15 protein-coding genes are annotated in these 17462 nt (G+C 52.0%); 10 read left to right on the top strand and 5 right to left on the bottom strand.

Going from position 1 to position 17462, the window contains the following annotated elements:
* Positions 1-40: 40 nt before the first annotated feature.
* From AC6I8R_RS20385 to spfP, 4 genes are all read left to right on the top strand, one after another.
* The gene (locus AC6I8R_RS20385) at positions 41-1027 is read left to right on the top strand and encodes a serine/threonine protein kinase (RefSeq protein WP_415175223.1); all 987 of its coding nucleotides are present in this window, start codon (positions 41-43) and stop codon (positions 1025-1027) included.
* Between the two features lie 26 nt (positions 1028-1053).
* Positions 1054-1683: a thiol:disulfide interchange protein DsbA gene (gene dsbA / locus AC6I8R_RS20380; RefSeq protein WP_021186430.1), complete on the top strand. Its 630-nt coding sequence runs from the start codon at positions 1054-1056 to the stop codon at positions 1681-1683.
* A gap of 368 nt (positions 1684-2051) precedes the next feature.
* On the top strand, positions 2052-4838 hold the full coding sequence (polA, locus tag AC6I8R_RS20375; RefSeq protein WP_497832729.1) for a DNA polymerase I: 2787 nt from the start codon (positions 2052-2054) through the stop codon (positions 4836-4838).
* Positions 4839-5114: 276 nt separating this feature from the next.
* Positions 5115-5162 (top strand): small protein SpfP, encoded by a 48-nt coding sequence (spfP, locus tag AC6I8R_RS20370; protein ID WP_071892919.1) that lies wholly within the window; start codon positions 5115-5117, stop codon positions 5160-5162.
* 88 nt (positions 5163-5250) lie between these two features.
* On the opposite strand, the gene yihA is transcribed toward spfP, so the two are convergent.
* A complete protein-coding gene (gene yihA / locus AC6I8R_RS20365; RefSeq protein WP_021186432.1) occupies positions 5251-5889 on the bottom strand; it encodes a ribosome biogenesis GTP-binding protein YihA/YsxC in 639 nt (212 codons plus the stop codon).
* 621 nt (positions 5890-6510) lie between these two features.
* Between yihA and yihI the strand changes: the two genes are divergently transcribed.
* Together yihI and hemN are read left to right on the top strand one after the other, a co-directional pair.
* Positions 6511-7029 carry a Der GTPase-activating protein YihI gene (gene yihI / locus AC6I8R_RS20360; protein ID WP_497832728.1) on the top strand — a complete coding sequence of 173 codons (519 nt, stop codon included), beginning with the start codon at positions 6511-6513 and terminating at the stop codon, positions 7027-7029.
* Between the two features lie 236 nt (positions 7030-7265).
* Positions 7266-8639, top strand: coding sequence for an oxygen-independent coproporphyrinogen III oxidase (gene hemN, locus AC6I8R_RS20355; protein WP_497832727.1), 1374 nt, complete (start codon positions 7266-7268; stop codon positions 8637-8639).
* A gap of 31 nt (positions 8640-8670) precedes the next feature.
* Here the strand turns inward: hemN and AC6I8R_RS20350 are convergent, their stop codons facing one another.
* From AC6I8R_RS20350 to glnA, 4 genes are all read right to left on the bottom strand, one after another.
* The gene (locus AC6I8R_RS20350) at positions 8671-8796 is read right to left on the bottom strand and encodes a YshB family small membrane protein (RefSeq protein WP_021186435.1); all 126 of its coding nucleotides are present in this window, start codon (positions 8794-8796) and stop codon (positions 8671-8673) included.
* Between the two features lie 99 nt (positions 8797-8895).
* Positions 8896-10305, bottom strand: a complete 1410-nt coding sequence (gene glnG / locus AC6I8R_RS20345) for a nitrogen regulation protein NR(I) (protein ID WP_013511066.1) — start codon at positions 10303-10305, stop codon at positions 8896-8898.
* Between the two features lie 7 nt (positions 10306-10312).
* Positions 10313-11362, bottom strand: a complete 1050-nt coding sequence (glnL, locus tag AC6I8R_RS20340; RefSeq protein ID WP_013511065.1) for a nitrogen regulation protein NR(II) — start codon at positions 11360-11362, stop codon at positions 10313-10315.
* A 260-nt stretch (positions 11363-11622) separates the two neighbouring features.
* Positions 11623-13032 carry a glutamate--ammonia ligase gene (glnA, locus tag AC6I8R_RS20335; protein ID WP_013511064.1) on the bottom strand — a complete coding sequence of 470 codons (1410 nt, stop codon included), beginning with the start codon at positions 13030-13032 and terminating at the stop codon, positions 11623-11625.
* A gap of 444 nt (positions 13033-13476) precedes the next feature.
* Here glnA and typA point away from each other — a divergent pair, with 444 nt between their 5' ends.
* The 4 genes from typA (at position 13477) to dtd (ending at position 17426) form a co-directional block, all read left to right on the top strand.
* Positions 13477-15297 carry a ribosome-dependent GTPase TypA gene (gene typA / locus AC6I8R_RS20330; protein WP_021186437.1) on the top strand — a complete coding sequence of 607 codons (1821 nt, stop codon included), beginning with the start codon at positions 13477-13479 and terminating at the stop codon, positions 15295-15297.
* Between the two features lie 225 nt (positions 15298-15522).
* Positions 15523-16119, top strand: a complete 597-nt coding sequence (gene yihX / locus AC6I8R_RS20325; protein ID WP_021186438.1) for a glucose-1-phosphatase — start codon at positions 15523-15525, stop codon at positions 16117-16119.
* Positions 16120-16122: 3 nt separating this feature from the next.
* The gene (locus AC6I8R_RS20320; RefSeq protein ID WP_021186439.1) at positions 16123-16992 is read left to right on the top strand and encodes a virulence factor BrkB family protein; all 870 of its coding nucleotides are present in this window, start codon (positions 16123-16125) and stop codon (positions 16990-16992) included.
* The gene (gene dtd, locus AC6I8R_RS20315; protein ID WP_021186440.1) at positions 16989-17426 is read left to right on the top strand and encodes a D-aminoacyl-tRNA deacylase; all 438 of its coding nucleotides are present in this window, start codon (positions 16989-16991) and stop codon (positions 17424-17426) included. The genes AC6I8R_RS20320 and dtd overlap by 4 nt, the downstream gene beginning before the upstream one ends.
* The last annotated feature ends 36 nt before the right edge of the window (positions 17427-17462 follow it).

The following is a 17462-nucleotide window of genomic DNA, read 5'->3' as shown; positions in this document are numbered from 1 at the left end:
TCCTTGCGCATTAAAGCAAAGGTAACACACAGGCGAAATGATGAGCGAAGCCACCTTTAATTTCCAGACGTTGAACCCAGATGTGATCCTCGATGCACTTTGGGACACGGGTCTGCGCGTAGAATCTGGCTTAACCGCCCTCAACAGCTATGAAAACCGCGTTTATCAATTCAGTGATGATGAGAAACGTCGCTATGTGGTGAAGTTTTATCGCCCGCAGCGCTGGAGCGCTGGCCAAATCCTGGAAGAACACCAGTTTGCGCACGATTTACTGAATGATGAAGTGCCGGTTGCCGCACCTCTGACGTTACAGGGAAATACGCTGAACAATCATGGCGGTTTTATGTTCGCGGTATTTCCCAGTCTGGGTGGGCGGCAGTACGAAACCGATAATGAAGAACAGATGGAGTGGGTCGGTCGCTTTCTGGGGCGGATTCATCAAACTGGTCGCCAAAAAGACTTTCAGCAACGTCCAACCATCGGACTGGATGAATATATTTTACAGCCGCGCCAACAGCTCGAGCAGAGCATGCTGGTGCCGGATGCGCTCAAAGCACAACTGATGGCGGCGATAGACAGATTGAGTCACACGCTGCATCAGATATGGCACACGCGCTGGCAGCCGTTGCGACTACATGGTGACTGCCATCCCGGCAATATTCTATGGCGTGATGGCCCCATGTTTGTCGATCTTGATGATGCACGTACCGGACCGGCGGTACAGGATCTGTGGATGCTGGTGAATGGCGATCGGCAGGAACAACTTATCCAGTGGGATATTTTACTGGAGGCTTACAATGAATTCAGTGACTTTGATATACATGAATTGTCACTGATTGAGCCTTTACGCGCGATGCGCATGGTTTATTATTTAGCCTGGGTCGTGCGTCGCTGGCAGGACCCTGCTTTTCCGCGTGCTTTTCCGTGGATGACCGATGAAGATTTTTGGCGTCGGCAAATTACACTTTTTACCGAGCAGGAAAAGCTGTTACACGAACCGCCGTTACAGCTTAGCCCGCAATTTTAATGAAGCAGTCAGGAGAATTTTTCACGATGAAAAAGATTTGGTTCGCGCTGGTAGGTTTAATGCTGGCATTTAGCGCCTCCGCGGCACAATTTACCGATGGCAAACAGTATGTCACGCTGCCGAAACCCATCGCCGGTGAACCGCAGGTAATGGAGTTTTTCTCTTTCTTCTGTCCGCATTGCTATCAATTCGAACGCGTTTATCATGTCAGCGATGCCGTGAAAAAGAATCTGCCTGCCAACACCAAAGTAACTAAATATCACGTTGATTTCCTGGGTGGTGATTTTGGCCCGGTAGTGACGCACGCGTGGGCAGTGGCAATGGCGCTGGGTGTAGAGGATAAAGTCACGGCTCCAATCTTTGATGGTATCCAGAAAACTCAGACGGTCACTGATGCGGCTAGCCTGAAAGATACCTTTATTAAGGCTGCGGGGATTACCTCTGAAGATTACGATGCAGCGTGGAACAGCTTTGCGGTTAAAGCGCTGGTTGCGCAGCAGCAGAAAGCCGCTTCCGATGTAAATCTCCAGGGCGTACCGGCGATGTTTATAAATGGCAAATACATGGTTAACAACGGTGGCCTTGATACCAGTTCGATGGACAATTTCGTGGCAGATTACGCCAACGTAGTGAAATTCCTCGTCGAGAAGAATTAATTTAAGCAGTTAAAACGCCGGCTATGTCGGCGTTTTTCAATTATCCCACAGCCTTTTATTTACCTTCCTGCTGCAAACCTTGTGGTTAATATCCACATGGACGATCATCTTTTCAAAAAGATGCTTGCTATCACAGAAACTTAATAACAATATGAAAAACATAGGTTTTTACTGACGGTTTGCTTGTGTTCAAAGGAAATAACAATACGTTATGAAATTTACGCACAAAGTTATCCACAATAAGATCCCTGCGATCCACCCCGCGTAATGAGGAAAAAGCATCACATCTTCCGGTGCTAATTCAACATTCGTCTCCGGTTATGGCATCCTTATACATCTCTTAATCGCAACGAAGAAAAATCAAACTTATGGCGCACATTGCAGAAAATCCCCTGATTCTGGTAGACGGATCCTCCTATCTCTACCGTGCATATCATGCCTTTCCGCCCCTGACCAACAGCGCAGGCGAGCCAACTGGCGCCATGTATGGTGTTCTCAACATGTTGAAAAGCCTGTTGATGCAGTATCAACCCAGCCATGTTGCTGTGGTCTTCGATGCGAAAGGAAAAACATTCCGCGATGAGTTGTTCGAGCACTACAAGTCACACCGCCCCCCTATGCCTGACGACCTGCGTGCGCAGATCGAACCGCTCCATGAAATGGTTAAAGCAATGGGCTTGCCACTGCTGGCGGTAACCGGTGTGGAGGCGGACGACGTCATCGGCACGCTGGCACTTGAAGCAGAAAAGCAGGGACGAGCGGTACTGATCAGTACCGGTGATAAGGATATGGCCCAATTGGTCACGCCTGGCATCACGCTGATCAACACCATGACCAATACAGTGCTCGGGCCAGAAGAGGTTGAGCAGAAATATGGTGTGCCACCCTCACTGATTATCGATTTCCTCGCCATGATGGGTGACAGCTCGGATAACATTCCTGGCGTACCCGGCGTGGGTGAAAAGACTGCGCAAGCTCTGCTGCAAGGGCTGGGTGGCATGCAGTCTATCTATGACAACCTGGAAAAAGTGGCCGACCTGTCATTTCGTGGTGCCAAAACGATGGCGGCGAAACTGGAACAGAATCGTGACGTGGCATTCCTTTCTTATCAGCTGGCAACCATTAAAACCGACGTAGAACTGGAACTCGGCTGTGAGCAGCTGACGGTGAATGATCCGGATGTCGCCGTACTACAGACGCTATTCAGCCGGTATGAATTCAAGCGCTGGCTGGTCGATCTGCAAGAAGGAAAATGGTTGCAGGGCAAAAAGGGTAACGCGCAGACACCGCAAGCACTGCCGGATCAGCCTGTGGCCAAAGCCGAAACGGCGAGCGTGTTGTCATCTGATGGTTATGTCACCATTCTGGATCAAGATACCTTTGCGAGTTGGTTAGACAAGCTGAAAACAAGCGAGCTGTTTGCTTTCGATCTGGAAACCGATTCGCTGGATACTCTGAGTGCCAACATTGTGGGTATCGCCTTCGCTGTGGCTCCAGGTGAAGCAGCCTATTTGCCGGTGGCCCATGATTATCTTGATGCTCCTGATCAGCTGGACAGAGCTGAAGTACTGGCTCAACTGAAACCTTTGCTGGAAGACAGCAAGGCCGCCAAAGTCGGGCAAAATCTCAAATACGATCGCGGCGTTCTGAAGAACTATGACATCGAGCTGAACGGTATTAAATACGACACCATGCTGGAGTCATATTGTCTGAACAGCGTGGGTGGGAAGCACGATATGGACAGCCTCGCAGCGCGCTGGCTGAATCATAAAACCGTCACCTTTGAAGAGATTGCCGGGAAAGGTAAAAATCAACTGACCTTTAACCAGATTGCCATCGAGCAGGCAGGGCATTACGCCGCAGAAGATGCGGATGTCACCTTGCAGTTGCATCTGAAAATGTGGCCGGAGCTGGAGAAAGAAGCGGGTCCGAAAAAAGTCTTCACAGAGATCGAGATGCCGCTGCTGAAGGTGATCTCCCGTGTAGAACGCAATGGCGTGTTAATTGATCAGAACATCCTGGCAAAACATTCCCAGGAGCTAACAACACGTCTGGCTGAGCTGGAGCAGCAAGCGCACGAGCTGGCGGGTGAGCCGTTCAACCTCTCTTCAACCAAACAGTTGCAAACCATTCTGTTTGAAAAGCAGGGGATCAAACCGACGAAGAAAACCCCGGGTGGCGCGCCATCAACCAGTGAAGAAGTGTTGGCGGAGTTGGCGCTCGATTATCCGTTGCCGAAGGTGATACTGGAACATCGTGGTTTGTCGAAGTTGAAATCAACTTATACCGATAAATTGCCGCTGATGATCAACCCGGTCACCGGTCGAGTGCACACTTCATACCACCAGGCGGTTACGGCAACCGGTCGTTTGTCATCCACCGATCCCAACCTGCAAAATATCCCGGTACGCAACGATGAAGGACGGCGTATTCGCCAGGCGTTTATTGCCGGACCGAATAAGCGCATTGTCGCGGCGGACTACTCACAGATTGAGCTGCGTATTATGGCGCATCTGTCGCAGGATAAGGGGCTGCTGGACGCTTTTGCGCAAGGGGAGGACATTCACCGTGCTACCGCAGCAGAAGTGTTTGGAGTGGCGCTGAGTAAGGTTTCTGGTGAACAGCGCCGTAGCGCGAAAGCGATCAACTTTGGTTTGATCTACGGGATGAGTGCATTTGGTTTGTCGCGCCAGCTGAATATCGGTGCCGGTGAAGCGAAAAAGTATATGGATCTCTACTTTGAACGCTATCCGGGCGTATTGCGTTACATGGAAGAGACACGGGAGCTGGCGGCTGAGAAAGGCTATGTTGAGACGCTGGATGGTCGTCGCCTGTGGCTGCCGGACATCACCTCCAGCAACGCGATTCGCCGTAAAGCAGCAGAGCGTGCGGCGATCAACGCCCCGATGCAGGGAACGGCGGCAGATATTATCAAGCGTGCGATGATTGCGGTGGATGGTTGGTTACTGCAACAAAATGACGACAACGTCAAAATGATCATGCAGGTGCACGATGAATTGGTGTTTGAGATTCATCAGGACGCGGTGGACAACGCCAGTGACAAGATCCGTCAATTGATGGAGAGCAGCATGAAGCTGGACGTTCCGTTGCAGGTTGAGGTCGGTACCGGCGAAAACTGGGACCAGGCACACTGAGTTACACCTCATAAGCGGTGAAAAGCCGCTTATGACAATGTCATAAGAAAAAAGTTTACTTAATCGGTTCAGCAAGCCGGTAAAGCGGTCTGTAAAATGCGCGTTTTGTAACTGCTTAACGTCTAAGCATTTTTTTGGTAATTAAACTACATCGGATGCGCGTTTTTGTGACGAACCTGGTAAAAAAGATGTCGATTTCTGAAACTAAACAACAAAAAATCCTTTGTCGGTCAGGAAAAATCAGGTAAAGTTTCTCGCGTAGGGTACAGAGGTAAGATGTTCTATCTTTCAGACCTTTTACTTCACGTAATCGGATTTGGCTGAATATTAGCCGCCCCAGTCATTTATGACTGGGGCGTTTTTTATTGGGCGTTTATCTGAAAATGCGGGTCATTACACCCGCAGAGACGCGTTATGCAGAGGGCGGGGTGTCATCTTCCTGTGCCGGTTCCAGTTCACTGAACCAGTTATCCAGTTTTTGACGCAGTTTATCGACACCCAACTTCTTCAGGGACGAAAACATTTCGACCTGCACATCCCCCTGAAAAGCCAGCGACGCTTCGCGTACCATATTCAGTTGTGCTTTACGTGCGCCAGAAGCCAGCTTGTCAGCTTTGGTCAGCAACACTAAAACCGGGATCTGACTCTGCACCGCCCATTCAATCATCTGTTGGTCGAGATCTTTCAGTGGATGACGAATATCCATCAGCACCACCAACCCCTTCAACGCCTGACGTTTTTGTAGATATTCCCCCAGCGCGCGTTGCCATTTGCGCTTCATCTCCTCGGGGACTTCGGCGTAACCATAACCGGGCAAATCCACCAGACGTTTGCCTTCTACCACCTCAAACAGGTTGATCAGTTGGGTGCGACCCGGCGTTTTACTGGTACGCGCCAGGCTTTTCTGGTTGGTCAGGGTATTCAGCGCACTGGATTTGCCTGCATTCGAGCGACCGGCAAAGGCAACTTCAATGCCTGTATCTGAAGGCAAGTGACGAATATCCGGGGCACTGAGAACGAAATGGGTGATGTGATAGTTCAAAGCAGACAAAGTAAAACTCCAGCAAAATGATTCACGCAATTGCGCAGAGTATACCTGTTATGGCGCAAAAGTGCCCGATGGCGTCTTTGTGCGCCATTTTGTAAGAGATATGCGATAAGTGCTGCCAGTCATTAACGTTTCTCGTTACTAGGTGATGAATATTTATTTTTTAATTTCAATGAATTAATAAAATTCGTGGCATTTTCACTATAAATAAGAGAAGCGTCTTACTTGTTCATTTTACCTATTGGTCTACATTTGGAGTCAGTGCAAGGCCGCACGCATCAGATGATGTGCTCAGGAGCGTCAGGGGGGACGAAGAGCAGGCAGGACTCGATTCAGGAACGAATCGGACAAGGACAGGGAAATTCGCAGGAGCGATTTGGCGAGGGAAAAACCGGGACGTTGTGAGCCATTAATGGATTTATCTCGTGTTTCCTTCGTATGAAGGTGCGAAATAAGGCGACAGCATTGGCTGTCGCCTTTTTTCTTTGTCTGCTTTCTGCTAGATTTCGCCGCAATTCTATACCTTAAATCATTCGGGCTGCGGGAAGGCGAAAAGCGCACTCACCTCACCAGTCCGTAATATGACGGGTATATACTGATTAAAAATTGCCGAGACCCAACACCATGAAGCAACCTGCACAATCCCCCCGCGGCAAACCGGCCGCGAAAGCGAAACGTAAATCGCGTGAAGATTTGAATCTTGAAGCGCGCGACCGTAAACGCGACAAAAAGCACCGTGGCCATGCTGCGGGTAGCCGGGCGAATCCGGAAAAACAGGCCGCAGGAAAAGGTCAGGGCAAAACTGCCCAGGATCCGCGTCTGGGCAGCAAAAAACCGATTGCCCTGGTGGCGGAAGGACAAACTTCAGTCGTAAAAAAACCGGCTCCTAAAGCAAAAGTGGAAAAAGTTCGCCTCACGCCGCAGGAAGAGCTGGCAAAGCTGGAGAATGATGAGCGTCTGGATACATTGCTGGATCGTCTGGAAAGCGGTGAAACGCTGAGCGGTGAAGAGCAGGCCTGGCTGGATGAAACGCTGGACCGTATCGATGAGCTGATGGAAACGCTCGGCATCGCGCTGGATGATGACGCTGACGATGATGAGCAGGCGGAAGAAGACATGATGCGCCTGCTGAAAGGCAAATAAGGGCATTTTTGATCGGCATGCGTATACGCGCATGCCACGCTAAACAGGTATTGACCGATGTTTTGGCCTGGATCAATTTTAGCGCTGCTGCTGGCATGTTATCTCATCAGCTTATTGTTTAAACTACGCCGTCTGTCGCGCCTGAAGTCGCGTTTACGCCGGGTTTCTGCTCGTCACCCTGTTCACTCTTCTGCTTCGCGACCCGCCTTCAGACGACGTCACCGTAAGGAGTGAGCATGTCATCGCAGCAGATTGAATGGGATCAGCGGCTAATCGAAAAGTATAATTACGCCGGTCCACGCTACACCTCCTATCCTACTGCGCTGGAATTCAGTGAGAATTTTGGTGAAGCCGATTTTCAGCAAGCAGTGGCTCGCTATCCCGAACGTCCTCTCTCACTTTATGTGCATATCCCGTTTTGCCATCGGCTGTGCTACTTCTGTGGTTGCAATAAAATCGTCACGCGTCAGTTGCACAAAGCAGACCGTTACCTTGATGTGCTGGAGCAGGAAATTCGTCAGCGTGCGCCGCTATTTGCGGGCCGCCGTGTTACCCAGCTGCACTGGGGTGGTGGAACGCCCACGTTCCTCAATCAGCAGCAGGTCAGTCGGCTGGTGGGCCTGTTGCGCAGCCATTTTCTCCTTGCTGATGATATCGAAATGTCGATCGAGGTTGATCCGCGCGAAATTGAGCTGGAGATGATCGATCATCTGGGCGCGCTGGGTTTCAACCGCCTTAGCATGGGCGTACAGGATTTCAATAAAGCGGTGCAGGAGAAGGTCAATCGCGTGCAGGATGAGGCAATGATCTTTGCGCTGGTGCAACGTGCGCGTGAGCAGGGTTTTCGCTCGGTCAGTATCGATCTTATCTACGGATTGCCCCTGCAAACGCCAGAGAGCTTTGCATTTACCTTGCAACGCGTTATCGCCCTCAACCCTGATCGTCTCAGCGTATTTAATTACGCGCATCTGCCCGCGTTATTCGCCGCCCAACGCAAGATCAAAGATGATGAGCTACCCAGTGCTACGCAAAAGCTGGAAATTTTGCAGCAGACCATTGCCACATTAACCGGTGAAGGCTATCAGTTCATTGGTATGGATCACTTCGCCCGGCCGGACGACGAACTGGCGGTGGCGCAGCGTGCTGGCAAATTGCACCGTAATTTTCAGGGATATACCACGCAGGGTGAGACGGACCTGCTGGGGCTGGGGGTGTCGGCAATAAGTATGATCGGCGACAGTTACGCGCAGAACCATAAAGAGTTAAAAACCTGGTACGCCAGCGTGGAGGAGCAAGAGAACGCGCTATGGCGCGGGCTGACCCTCAGTGACGATGATTGCCTGCGTCGTGATGTCATTAAGGCGCTGATTTGTAACTTCGCACTGGATTACGCAGCTATTGAGGCGCAGTGGCCGATCGCCTTCAGGCGCTATTTTGCTGAGGATTTGCAACTGTTGGCACCGCTGGTGGCGGATGGTTTAGTGGAACAACATGAAAGGGGATTGCGCATCACTGGCGTGGGCCGCCTGCTGATCCGTAATATCTGCATGTGCTTTGATGCGTATCTGCGGCAGAAAGCGCGCCAGCAGCAGTTTTCGCGGGTGATTTAAAACGACAAAGGGAGCCAAGGCTCCCTTTGTATTAACTGAACAGACTCACGGTAATGGCGCACATCACAGCAGCAATGGCCGTTTGCGGTGAATGGCTGGCCGCGTTGCCGATCGCCGCGATATTATGCGTGATCACCTGGATGACTGACTGGAACATGTTCTCTTCTCCCGATTGCCGCCCGTATGATACTGAACGGCACCGGTCTGTACAGATGGGGTGAGCATAAAAATCGTGCAATAAGCCCGCTTTTTACACTTACTCCATGCCCAGCTCTTTCAGTTTACGTGTCAGGGTATTACGTCCCCAGCCAAGCAAACGCGCCGCTTCCTGTTTATGTCCCTGCGTATGACGCAAAGCGGTTGTGAGCAGGGTGCGCTCCATCTCCGGCTGTGCCTCAGATAGCAGGTTTTGATGACCGGAACGCAGTGCACGATCCGCCCATTGTGCCAGCAAGGTGGCCCAGCTATCCGGCAGCGACTGCACCGGGCTTTCCGGCGTACTGGATTCAAACAGTTCAGCGGGCAGATCCTGAATCAGTACTTCCTGGCCCGCAGCCATCACGGTCAGCCAGCGACAGGTATTTTCCAGCTGGCGCACGTTACCGGACCAATGCAAACGCGTCAGCGCCGCTTCGGTTTCCGGGTGCAAAATTTTCGCTTCTACACCCAGCTCGCGTGCAGCAACTTGCAGGAAGTAGCGGGCCAGGCGCGGAATATCTTCACGACGTTCACGCAGCGGTGGCAGATGAACACGAATCACGTTCAGACGATGGAATAAGTCTTCACGGAATTTGCCTTCCTGTACGCGCATTTCCAGGTTTTGGTGGGTTGCGGCGATGATACGCACATCCACTTTAACTGGCGCATAACCGCCAACACGGTAGAACTGACCATCGGCCAGCACGCGCAGCAGGCGGGTTTGCACGTCGAGCGGCATATCGCCGATCTCATCAAGGAACAGCGTACCGCCATCAGCTTGCTCAAAACGTCCCTGACGAATCTGATTGGCACCGGTAAATGCGCCTTTCTCATGACCAAACAGCTCAGACTCAATCAAATCTTTGGGAATCGCCGCCATGTTCAGCGCGATAAAGGGGGCTTTAGCGCGCGGGCTATGGCGATGCAGGGCATGCGCCACCAGTTCTTTACCGGTCCCGGATTCACCGTTAATCAGCACGCTGATAGAAGAACGCGACAGACGGCCAATAATGCGAAACACATCCTGCATCGCTGGCGCTTCACCGATAATATCGGTCGTCGGACCGCTTACCGGTTGATTGCGCGGCTGCTGCTGCTCCTGATAGTGGCTGATGGCGCGTTCTACCAATGCGACCGCTTCATCAATATCAAATGGCTTTGGCAGGTAATCAAAAGCACCCTGCTGATAAGCACTGACGGCGGCATCAAGATCGGAGTGCGCCGTCATAATGATGACCGGCAGCATCGGATGGCGCTGTTTGATTTGTTTCAGCAATGCCAATCCGTCCATGCCTGGCATACGAATATCTGACAGTAAAACATCTGGGGTTTTGGTTGAGAGCGCTTCCAGCACCTCGTTGCCGCTGTCAAACGTTGCACAGCTCAAACCGGCTCCAGTGAGCGCACGTTCAAGCACCCAGCGGATGGAGCTATCGTCATCGACGATCCAGACTATCCCTCGTTGCATAGAAACCTCACTGGCGAATAGGCAGGTAAACCGAGAATTCGGTGTGACCAGGCCAACTGTTAAATTCTATTTTTCCTGAATGCTGATCGATCAGACTGCGGGCAATCGACAGACCTAAACCGGTGCCGCCTTCGCGCCCACTCACCATCGGATAGAACAGCGTATCCTGCAGTTGAGCCGGAATGCCTGGGCCATCATCTTCAATATCAATGCGTGCCACCAGACGATATCGCACACCATGCAGCGTTAACTGGAACGCGGTGCGGGTGCGGATAATAATTGTGCCGCCTTCTTCACCCAACGCCTGAAGCGCGTTGCGTACTACATTCAGCAGAACTTGTTCGATTTGATCCGGGTCGTGTGGCAACTCCGGCAGGCTGGGGTCGTAATCACGCACCAGCGAAACGTTATCCGGCAACTCCATCGACACCAGATTGACCACGCGTTCAGCCACCTGATGAATGCTTTGAGTGACATGCAAACCAGGCTGCTGAGGGCCAAGCAAACGATCTACCAGATTTCTCAGTCGATCGGCTTGCTCAATAATGACCTTGGTATATTCATTCAGCGAAGGGTCGGGTAGGGCGCGAGATAGTAATTGCGCGGCACCACGCAAACCCCCCAGCGGGTTTTTAATTTCATGTGCCAGACCACGTACTAAATCGCGGGCGGCGACCTGCTGAGCATGCTGAATTTGTTCCTGACTGAGGCGGCGTTGATTATCCATCGGCGCCATTTCCAGCAAAATTAAGCCATCGGGCAGACGTTGCGCCGTGAGCGACATAATATGCGCGCGGCCATCCACCACTAAGGTCACTTCGCTGTCCGTAAAGCCCTGGCCGGCCTCAAGACTCTCGCGCATAACCTCAATATTCAGCGAAAAATAGCCGGTTAATTCAGGTAACGGCGTGCCAAATAATTTCCGTGAACTCTGCGCCAGTAATTGCTGTGCCGCCGGATTGGCGTAATGAATAACTAATTCATTATCAACCAGCAAAATACTGTTTATCAGGGAGTTGAGAATCTGCCCCGCATCGGGCAGCGTGCCAGTTGCCATACAGCGTTCCTCTGCACTGATTTAGTGCATTATAGCCTTTGGTTGTAAAAACCGTAATTTGAACGATGAATTCGTGGAGAAAAAAGCCCATCCGAAGATGGGCTGAAAGTTTCCACGGCAACAAAAAATCTTCAGCGTCTTTCGTGCCGCAGCCGCGTTGGCTGCTCTCACTCACCTGGGTCACTGAGCTATCTCAGCTCCCCGGGATTCATTCGGTTGCCGCCTTGCTGCAACACGAAATCCGCGGAATATTTAATTAATTACACGCTGTAGTACAGCTCGAACTCTACCGGGTGCGGAGTCATGCGAACGCGGTCGTTTTCAGACTTACGCAGTTCGATGTACGCGTCGATAGCGTCGTCGGTGAACACGCCACCACGGGTCAGGAACTCGCGGTCTTCGTTCAGGCAGTTCAGCGCTTCTTCCAGTGAACCAGCCACTTTTGGAATCTCAGCTTCTTCTTCCGGCGGCAGGTCATACAGGTTTTTGTCCATCGCATCGCCCGGGTGGATCTTGTTGATGATGCCGTCGAGGCCAGCCATCAGCAGCGCGGTGAATGCCAGGTACGGGTTAGCAGCCGGGTCCGGGAAGCGCGCTTCAATACGACGTGCTTTCGGGCTGGCAACAACCGGGATACGGATTGAAGCAGAACGGTTACGGGCAGAGTAAGCCAGCATTACCGGAGCTTCGTAGCCTGGGACCAGACGCTTGTAAGAGTTGGTGGTCGGGTTAGCCAGGGCGTTGATGGCTTTAGCGTGCTTGATGATACCGCCGATGTAGAACAGAGCAGTTTCAGACAGGCCGCCGTATTTGTCGCCAGAGAACAGGTTCACGCCGCCTTTAGACAGAGACATGTGGCAGTGCATACCTGAACCGTTGTCACCGAACATCGGCTTCGGCATGAAGGTTGCAGTTTTGCCGTAAGCGTGAGCAACGTTGTGAACAACGTATTTGTAGATCTGAATTTCGTCAGCTTTTTTGGTCATGGTGTTGAAGCGGGTTGCCACTTCGTTCTGACCAGCAGTTGCCACTTCGTGGTGATGAGCTTCAACCACCAGACCCATCTGCTCCATGGTCAGACACATAGCAGAACGGATGTCCTGAGCTGAGTCAACCGGCGGAACCGGGAAGTAACCACCTTTGATGGCCGGACGGTGACCTTTGTTGCCGCCTTCGTATTCTTTACCGGTGTTCCATGCTGCTTCGATATCGTCGATAGCAACGTGTGAACCAGAAGTTGAAGAACCGAAACGGATGTCATCGAACAGGAAGAATTCCGGCTCAGGTCCGAACAGAACGGTATCAGCGATACCAGAAGAACGCAGGAAGTCTTCTGCGCGCTTGGCGATAGAACGCGGGTCGCGATCGTAGCCCTGCATGGTGCCTGGCTCAAGGATGTCACAACGGATGATCAGCGTCGGATCTTCGAAGAACGGGTCCAGAACGGCAGTGGTTGCGTCCGGCATCAGTACCATGTCTGATTCGTTAATGCCTTTCCAGCCACCGATGGAGGAGCCATCGAACATTTTGCCTTCTTCGAAGAAGTCAGCGTTAACCTGGTGAGCAGGGATAGTAACGTGCTGTTCTTTACCTTTGGTATCGGTAAAACGCAGGTCAACAAACTTAACTTCGTGCTCGTTCATCATCGAGAGAACGTGTTCAGCGGACATACTCAACTCTCCTGGAAATTGTCATTGTCGTCGTGGTGAGAGAACTTCGTTGCCTGGAATGTGTCATGGGTTCTGACATCTCCTAACCAAAGATCTCGGCAAGCTCTTCAACCGTTGTGCAACTGTCGTTTTCGCTTGAGAATACTAAAGCGAATTCTGTGCCAACTTTATTACAGCGGATAAAATCGTGCTGTGATGCGCCCTGTCGTGAGTCGATGACTGCACCAGGATGGATTTGATGCACTGAAATGGTGCCTTTGTGGCAAATAAAAGCACCATTTCAGTGCAAAATGCCATCGCAGTGCAGATTAATGCACCGCAATTGGTGCTAAAAACCAGCGCTGTAAGAAACTTTAGGCGAAATCTGTGATCATGTTCAGTCTTCCGCTTAATCCGTGTACAATACCGCGTTATTTCTATTTCTATAATGCCTGAGGCAAAGCTGTGACCGAAAATTTGCGTAACATCGCCATCATCGCGCACGTTGACCACGGTAAGACCACCCTGGTTGATAAACTGCTGCAACAGTCCGGTACTTTTGACGCCCGTACCGAAGCGACTGAGCGCGTAATGGACTCCAACGATTTGGAGAAAGAGCGTGGAATCACCATCCTCGCGAAAAACACCGCCATCAAATGGAATGACTATCGTATCAACATCGTTGATACCCCGGGACACGCCGACTTCGGTGGTGAAGTTGAGCGCGTGATGTCCATGGTGGACTCGGTGCTGCTGGTTGTCGATGCGATGGATGGCCCGATGCCGCAAACTCGCTTCGTAACCAAAAAAGCCTTTGCTCACGGCCTGAAGCCGATTGTTGTTATCAACAAAGTTGACCGTCCTGGCGCGCGTCCGGACTGGGTGGTTGACCAGGTATTTGACCTGTTCGTTAACCTTGATGCGACTGACGAACAGCTGGACTTCCCGATCATTTACGCTTCTGCGCTGAATGGTATCGCAGGTCTGGATCACAACGACATGGCGGACGACATGACCCCGCTGTATCAGGCGATTGTTGACCGTGTTTCTCCGCCGCAGGTTGAAGTCGAAGCGCCGTTGCAGATGCAGATCTCTCAGCTGGACTACAACAACTACCTGGGTGTTATCGGTATCGGCCGCATCAAACGCGGTAAAGTGAAGCCGAACCAGCAAGTTACCATCATCGACAGCGAAGGCAAAACCCGTAACGGTAAAGTCGGTAAAGTGCTGGGCCACCTCGGTCTGGAACGTATCGAAAGCGACCTGGCAGAAGCGGGCGACATCATCGCGATCACCGGTCTGGGTGAGCTGAACATCTCTGACACCATCTGTGATCCGCAGAATGTGGAAGCGCTGCCAGCCCTGAGCGTGGACGAGCCGACAGTAACCATGTTCTTCAACGTCAACACCTCACCGTTCTGCGGTAAAGAAGGTAAGTACGTGACCTCGCGCCAGATTCTGGAGCGTCTGAACAAAGAACTGGTACACAACGTTGCGCTGCGCGTTGAAGAAACCGCTGATGCTGACGCCTTCCGCGTTTCAGGTCGTGGTGAACTGCACCTGTCCGTACTGATCGAAAACATGCGTCGTGAAGGCTACGAGCTGGCGGTATCCCGTCCGAAAGTAATCTTCCGTGAGTTCGAAGGCCGTAAACAAGAGCCGTTCGAAAACGTTACCCTCGACATCGAAGAAACCCACCAGGGTTCTGTGATGATGGCGATGGGTGAGCGTAAAGGTGACATGAAAAACATGGATCCAGATGGTAAAGGCCGTGTGCGCCTTGACTACGTGATCCCAAGCCGTGGCCTGATCGGCTTCCGTAACGAATTCATGACCATGACTTCAGGTACCGGTCTGCTGTACTCCACCTTCAGCCACTACGACGACGTGCGTCCGGGCGAAGTGGGTCAGCGTCAGAACGGCGTACTGATCTCGAACGGTCAGGGTAAAGCGGTAGCCTTCGCCCTGTTCGGTTTGCAGGATCGCGGTAAGCTGTTCCTCGGCCACGGTGCAGAAGTTTATGAAGGCCAGATCATCGGTATTCACAGCCGTTCTAACGACCTGACCGTAAACTGCCTGACCGGTAAAAAACTGACCAACATGCGTGCGTCAGGTACCGACGAAGCGACCACTCTGGTTCCGCCAGTGAAAATGACGCTGGAGCAGGCTATCGAGTTCATCGATGACGACGAACTGGTAGAAGTAACTCCACAGTCAATCCGTATTCGTAAACGTCACCTGACCGAGAACGACCGTAAGCGTGCGTCTCGCGGCAGCAAAGACTAAGCGAACATATAGAGAAAGCCCCGCAATGCGGGGCTTTTTTTTTGCCTGAGTGTCGGGCAATTGTCTGATAAATGTGCAAGGCCAATTCTGCATGTAACCCGCGTGCGAGCTGAAAAAGAGAAGAGTGCGCCCGCTTCCAGATCGGGCATTTCCCCGCCACCCCGCCTGTTCAGCCTTCGCATTTGCCGCTAGAGTGAATGATCCAGGGAATATAAAGGAGGCGTCATGCTCTACATCTTTGATTTAGGCAATGTGATTGTTGATATCGATTTTAACCGGGTACTTGGCGTCTGGAGTGACCTGGGGCGCGTGCCGCTGGCAACGCTACAAAGCCGTTTCCGCATGGATGAAGCCTTCGAACAACACGAACGCGGCGAAATAAGCGACCCGGAGTTTGCTGCCCGGATATGTGAGCAGCTCGATGTGGCGCTGAGTTATGAACAATTCACCGCAGGCTGGCATGCCGTGTTTATCGATGTACGCCCAGAGACGCTGGCGCTGATGAACCAACTGCGTGCAGATGGACACCGGGTGGTGATCCTCTCCAATACTAACCAGTTGCACTTTGAGTTCTGGCCGTCGCAATTTCCCGAGGTCCAACAAGCTGCCGATAAACTCTACATGTCGCAGGATATTGGTATGCGTAAACCCGAAGCCCGCATCTATCAGTTCGTGCTGGATAACGAAGGCTTTACGGCTGACCAGGCGGTATTTTTCGATGATAACCCGCCCAATATCGAGGCCGCTCGTGCGCTCGGCATTGAAAGTGTGTTGGTTACCGACAGCAAAACCGTGCCAGCCTGGTTCGCGAGTCATCGCTGAGTGATGTACCTGCGCCATTTGCGCCACTCCTGGCATGCCTTTTTCCTGTGGGTCAAACTGCTGTGGCGGCGCATTGATGAAGACAACATGACGACACAGGCAGGTAACCTGGCCTACGTCTCATTGTTGGCACTGGTGCCCCTGATTGCCGTGGTCTTTGCGCTGTTCGCCGCCTTCCCGGTGTTCTCCGATATTAGCGTGCAGCTCAAAAACTTCATTTTTACCAATTTTATGCCAGCGGCAGGCAACACCATTCAGCGCTATCTGGAACAGTTCGTCGCCAACGTCAATAAGATGACCGCCGTGGGCGCTGTCAGCCTGATCGTCACCGCGCTATTGTTGATGCATTCGGTAGACAGTGCGTTGAACGTTATCTGGCGCAGTGATAAAAAACGGCCAATGGTGTACTCGTTCGCGGTCTACTGGATGATTCTCACCCTGGGTCCACTGCTGGCGGGAGCGAGTCTGGCGATCAGCTCCTACCTGCTGTCGCTGCGCTGGGTGAGCACCTCTGGTGTCAACAGCCTGATCGAGCAGGTGCTACGCGTCTTTCCTCTCTTGCTCTCGATTCTCGCTTTCTGGTTGCTGTACAGCATTGTACCTACCCGTCGCGTTCCCGGACGCGACGCGCTGGTGGGCGCAGTTGTTGCGGGCCTGCTGTTTGAGTTGGGCAAAAAAGGCTTTGCGCTCTATGTTACGATGTTTCCTTCGTATCAGTTGATTTACGGGGTGTTGGCCGTAATCCCGATTCTGTTCCTGTGGGTTTACTGGACCTGGTGTATTGTGTTGTTAGGGGCAGAAATTACCGTCACGCTGGATGACTATCGTCAATTAAAACTGCGTGAACGAGAAAAAGAACGAGAGGAAACATGATTGCTTTGATTCAACGCGTCAGTCGCGCCAGTGTCAGCGTCGACAACGCGGTGGTAGGGGAAATTGGTGCCGGTTTGCTGGTGTTGCTGGGTGTTGAAAAGGGCGACGATGAGAAAAAAGCACAACGGTTGTGTGAGCGCGTTCTGGGCTATCGCATTTTTGCTGATGAGAACGACAAGATGAACCTTAACGTACAGCAGGCAGGTGGCAGCGTGCTGGTAGTGTCGCAGTTTACGCTGGCTGCTGATACCCAAAAAGGCATGAGACCCTCCTTCTCTGGCGGCGCTGAACCGGCAGAAGCTGAACGTCTCTATGAATATTTCAGCGCCTGCTGCCGTGAGCAGGGCGTATCTACCGCCAATGGCCGCTTTGCCGCCGATATGCAGGTTGAGCTGGTTAACGATGGTCCGGTGACCTTTTGGTTGCAGGTGTGAGATTTTCAGCCGAGCGGCAAGGGATCAGCCACGTAA

It is taken from the genome of Pantoea sp. X-Soil-OKNW-713 (assembly GCF_059730685.1).
Note: the sequence above shows the minus strand (reverse complement) of the source record. Positions and strands in the feature narration are given on the sequence as shown.

What these genes read in the sequence shown, in the direction of transcription:
- dsbA (WP_021186430.1), top strand. Translation starts at nt 1,054, where the DNA reads ATGAAAAAGATTTGGTTCGCGCTGGTAGGTTTAATGCTGGCATTTAGC.
- glnA (WP_013511064.1), bottom strand. Translation starts at nt 13,032, where the DNA reads ATGTCCGCTGAACACGTTCTCTCGATGATGAACGAGCACGAAGTTAAG.
- yihX (WP_021186438.1), top strand. Translation starts at nt 15,523, where the DNA reads ATGCTCTACATCTTTGATTTAGGCAATGTGATTGTTGATATCGATTTT.
- polA (WP_497832729.1), top strand. Translation starts at nt 2,052, where the DNA reads ATGGCGCACATTGCAGAAAATCCCCTGATTCTGGTAGACGGATCCTCC.
- dtd (WP_021186440.1), top strand. Translation starts at nt 16,989, where the DNA reads ATGATTGCTTTGATTCAACGCGTCAGTCGCGCCAGTGTCAGCGTCGAC.
- AC6I8R_RS20320 (WP_021186439.1), top strand. Translation starts at nt 16,123, where the DNA reads ATGTACCTGCGCCATTTGCGCCACTCCTGGCATGCCTTTTTCCTGTGG.
- yihI (WP_497832728.1), top strand. Translation starts at nt 6,511, where the DNA reads ATGAAGCAACCTGCACAATCCCCCCGCGGCAAACCGGCCGCGAAAGCG.
- glnL (WP_013511065.1), bottom strand. Translation starts at nt 11,362, where the DNA reads ATGGCAACTGGCACGCTGCCCGATGCGGGGCAGATTCTCAACTCCCTG.
- glnG (WP_013511066.1), bottom strand. Translation starts at nt 10,305, where the DNA reads ATGCAACGAGGGATAGTCTGGATCGTCGATGACGATAGCTCCATCCGC.
- hemN (WP_497832727.1), top strand. Translation starts at nt 7,266, where the DNA reads ATGTCATCGCAGCAGATTGAATGGGATCAGCGGCTAATCGAAAAGTAT.
- AC6I8R_RS20350 (WP_021186435.1), bottom strand. Translation starts at nt 8,796, where the DNA reads ATGTTCCAGTCAGTCATCCAGGTGATCACGCATAATATCGCGGCGATC.
- AC6I8R_RS20385 (WP_415175223.1), top strand. Translation starts at nt 41, where the DNA reads ATGAGCGAAGCCACCTTTAATTTCCAGACGTTGAACCCAGATGTGATC.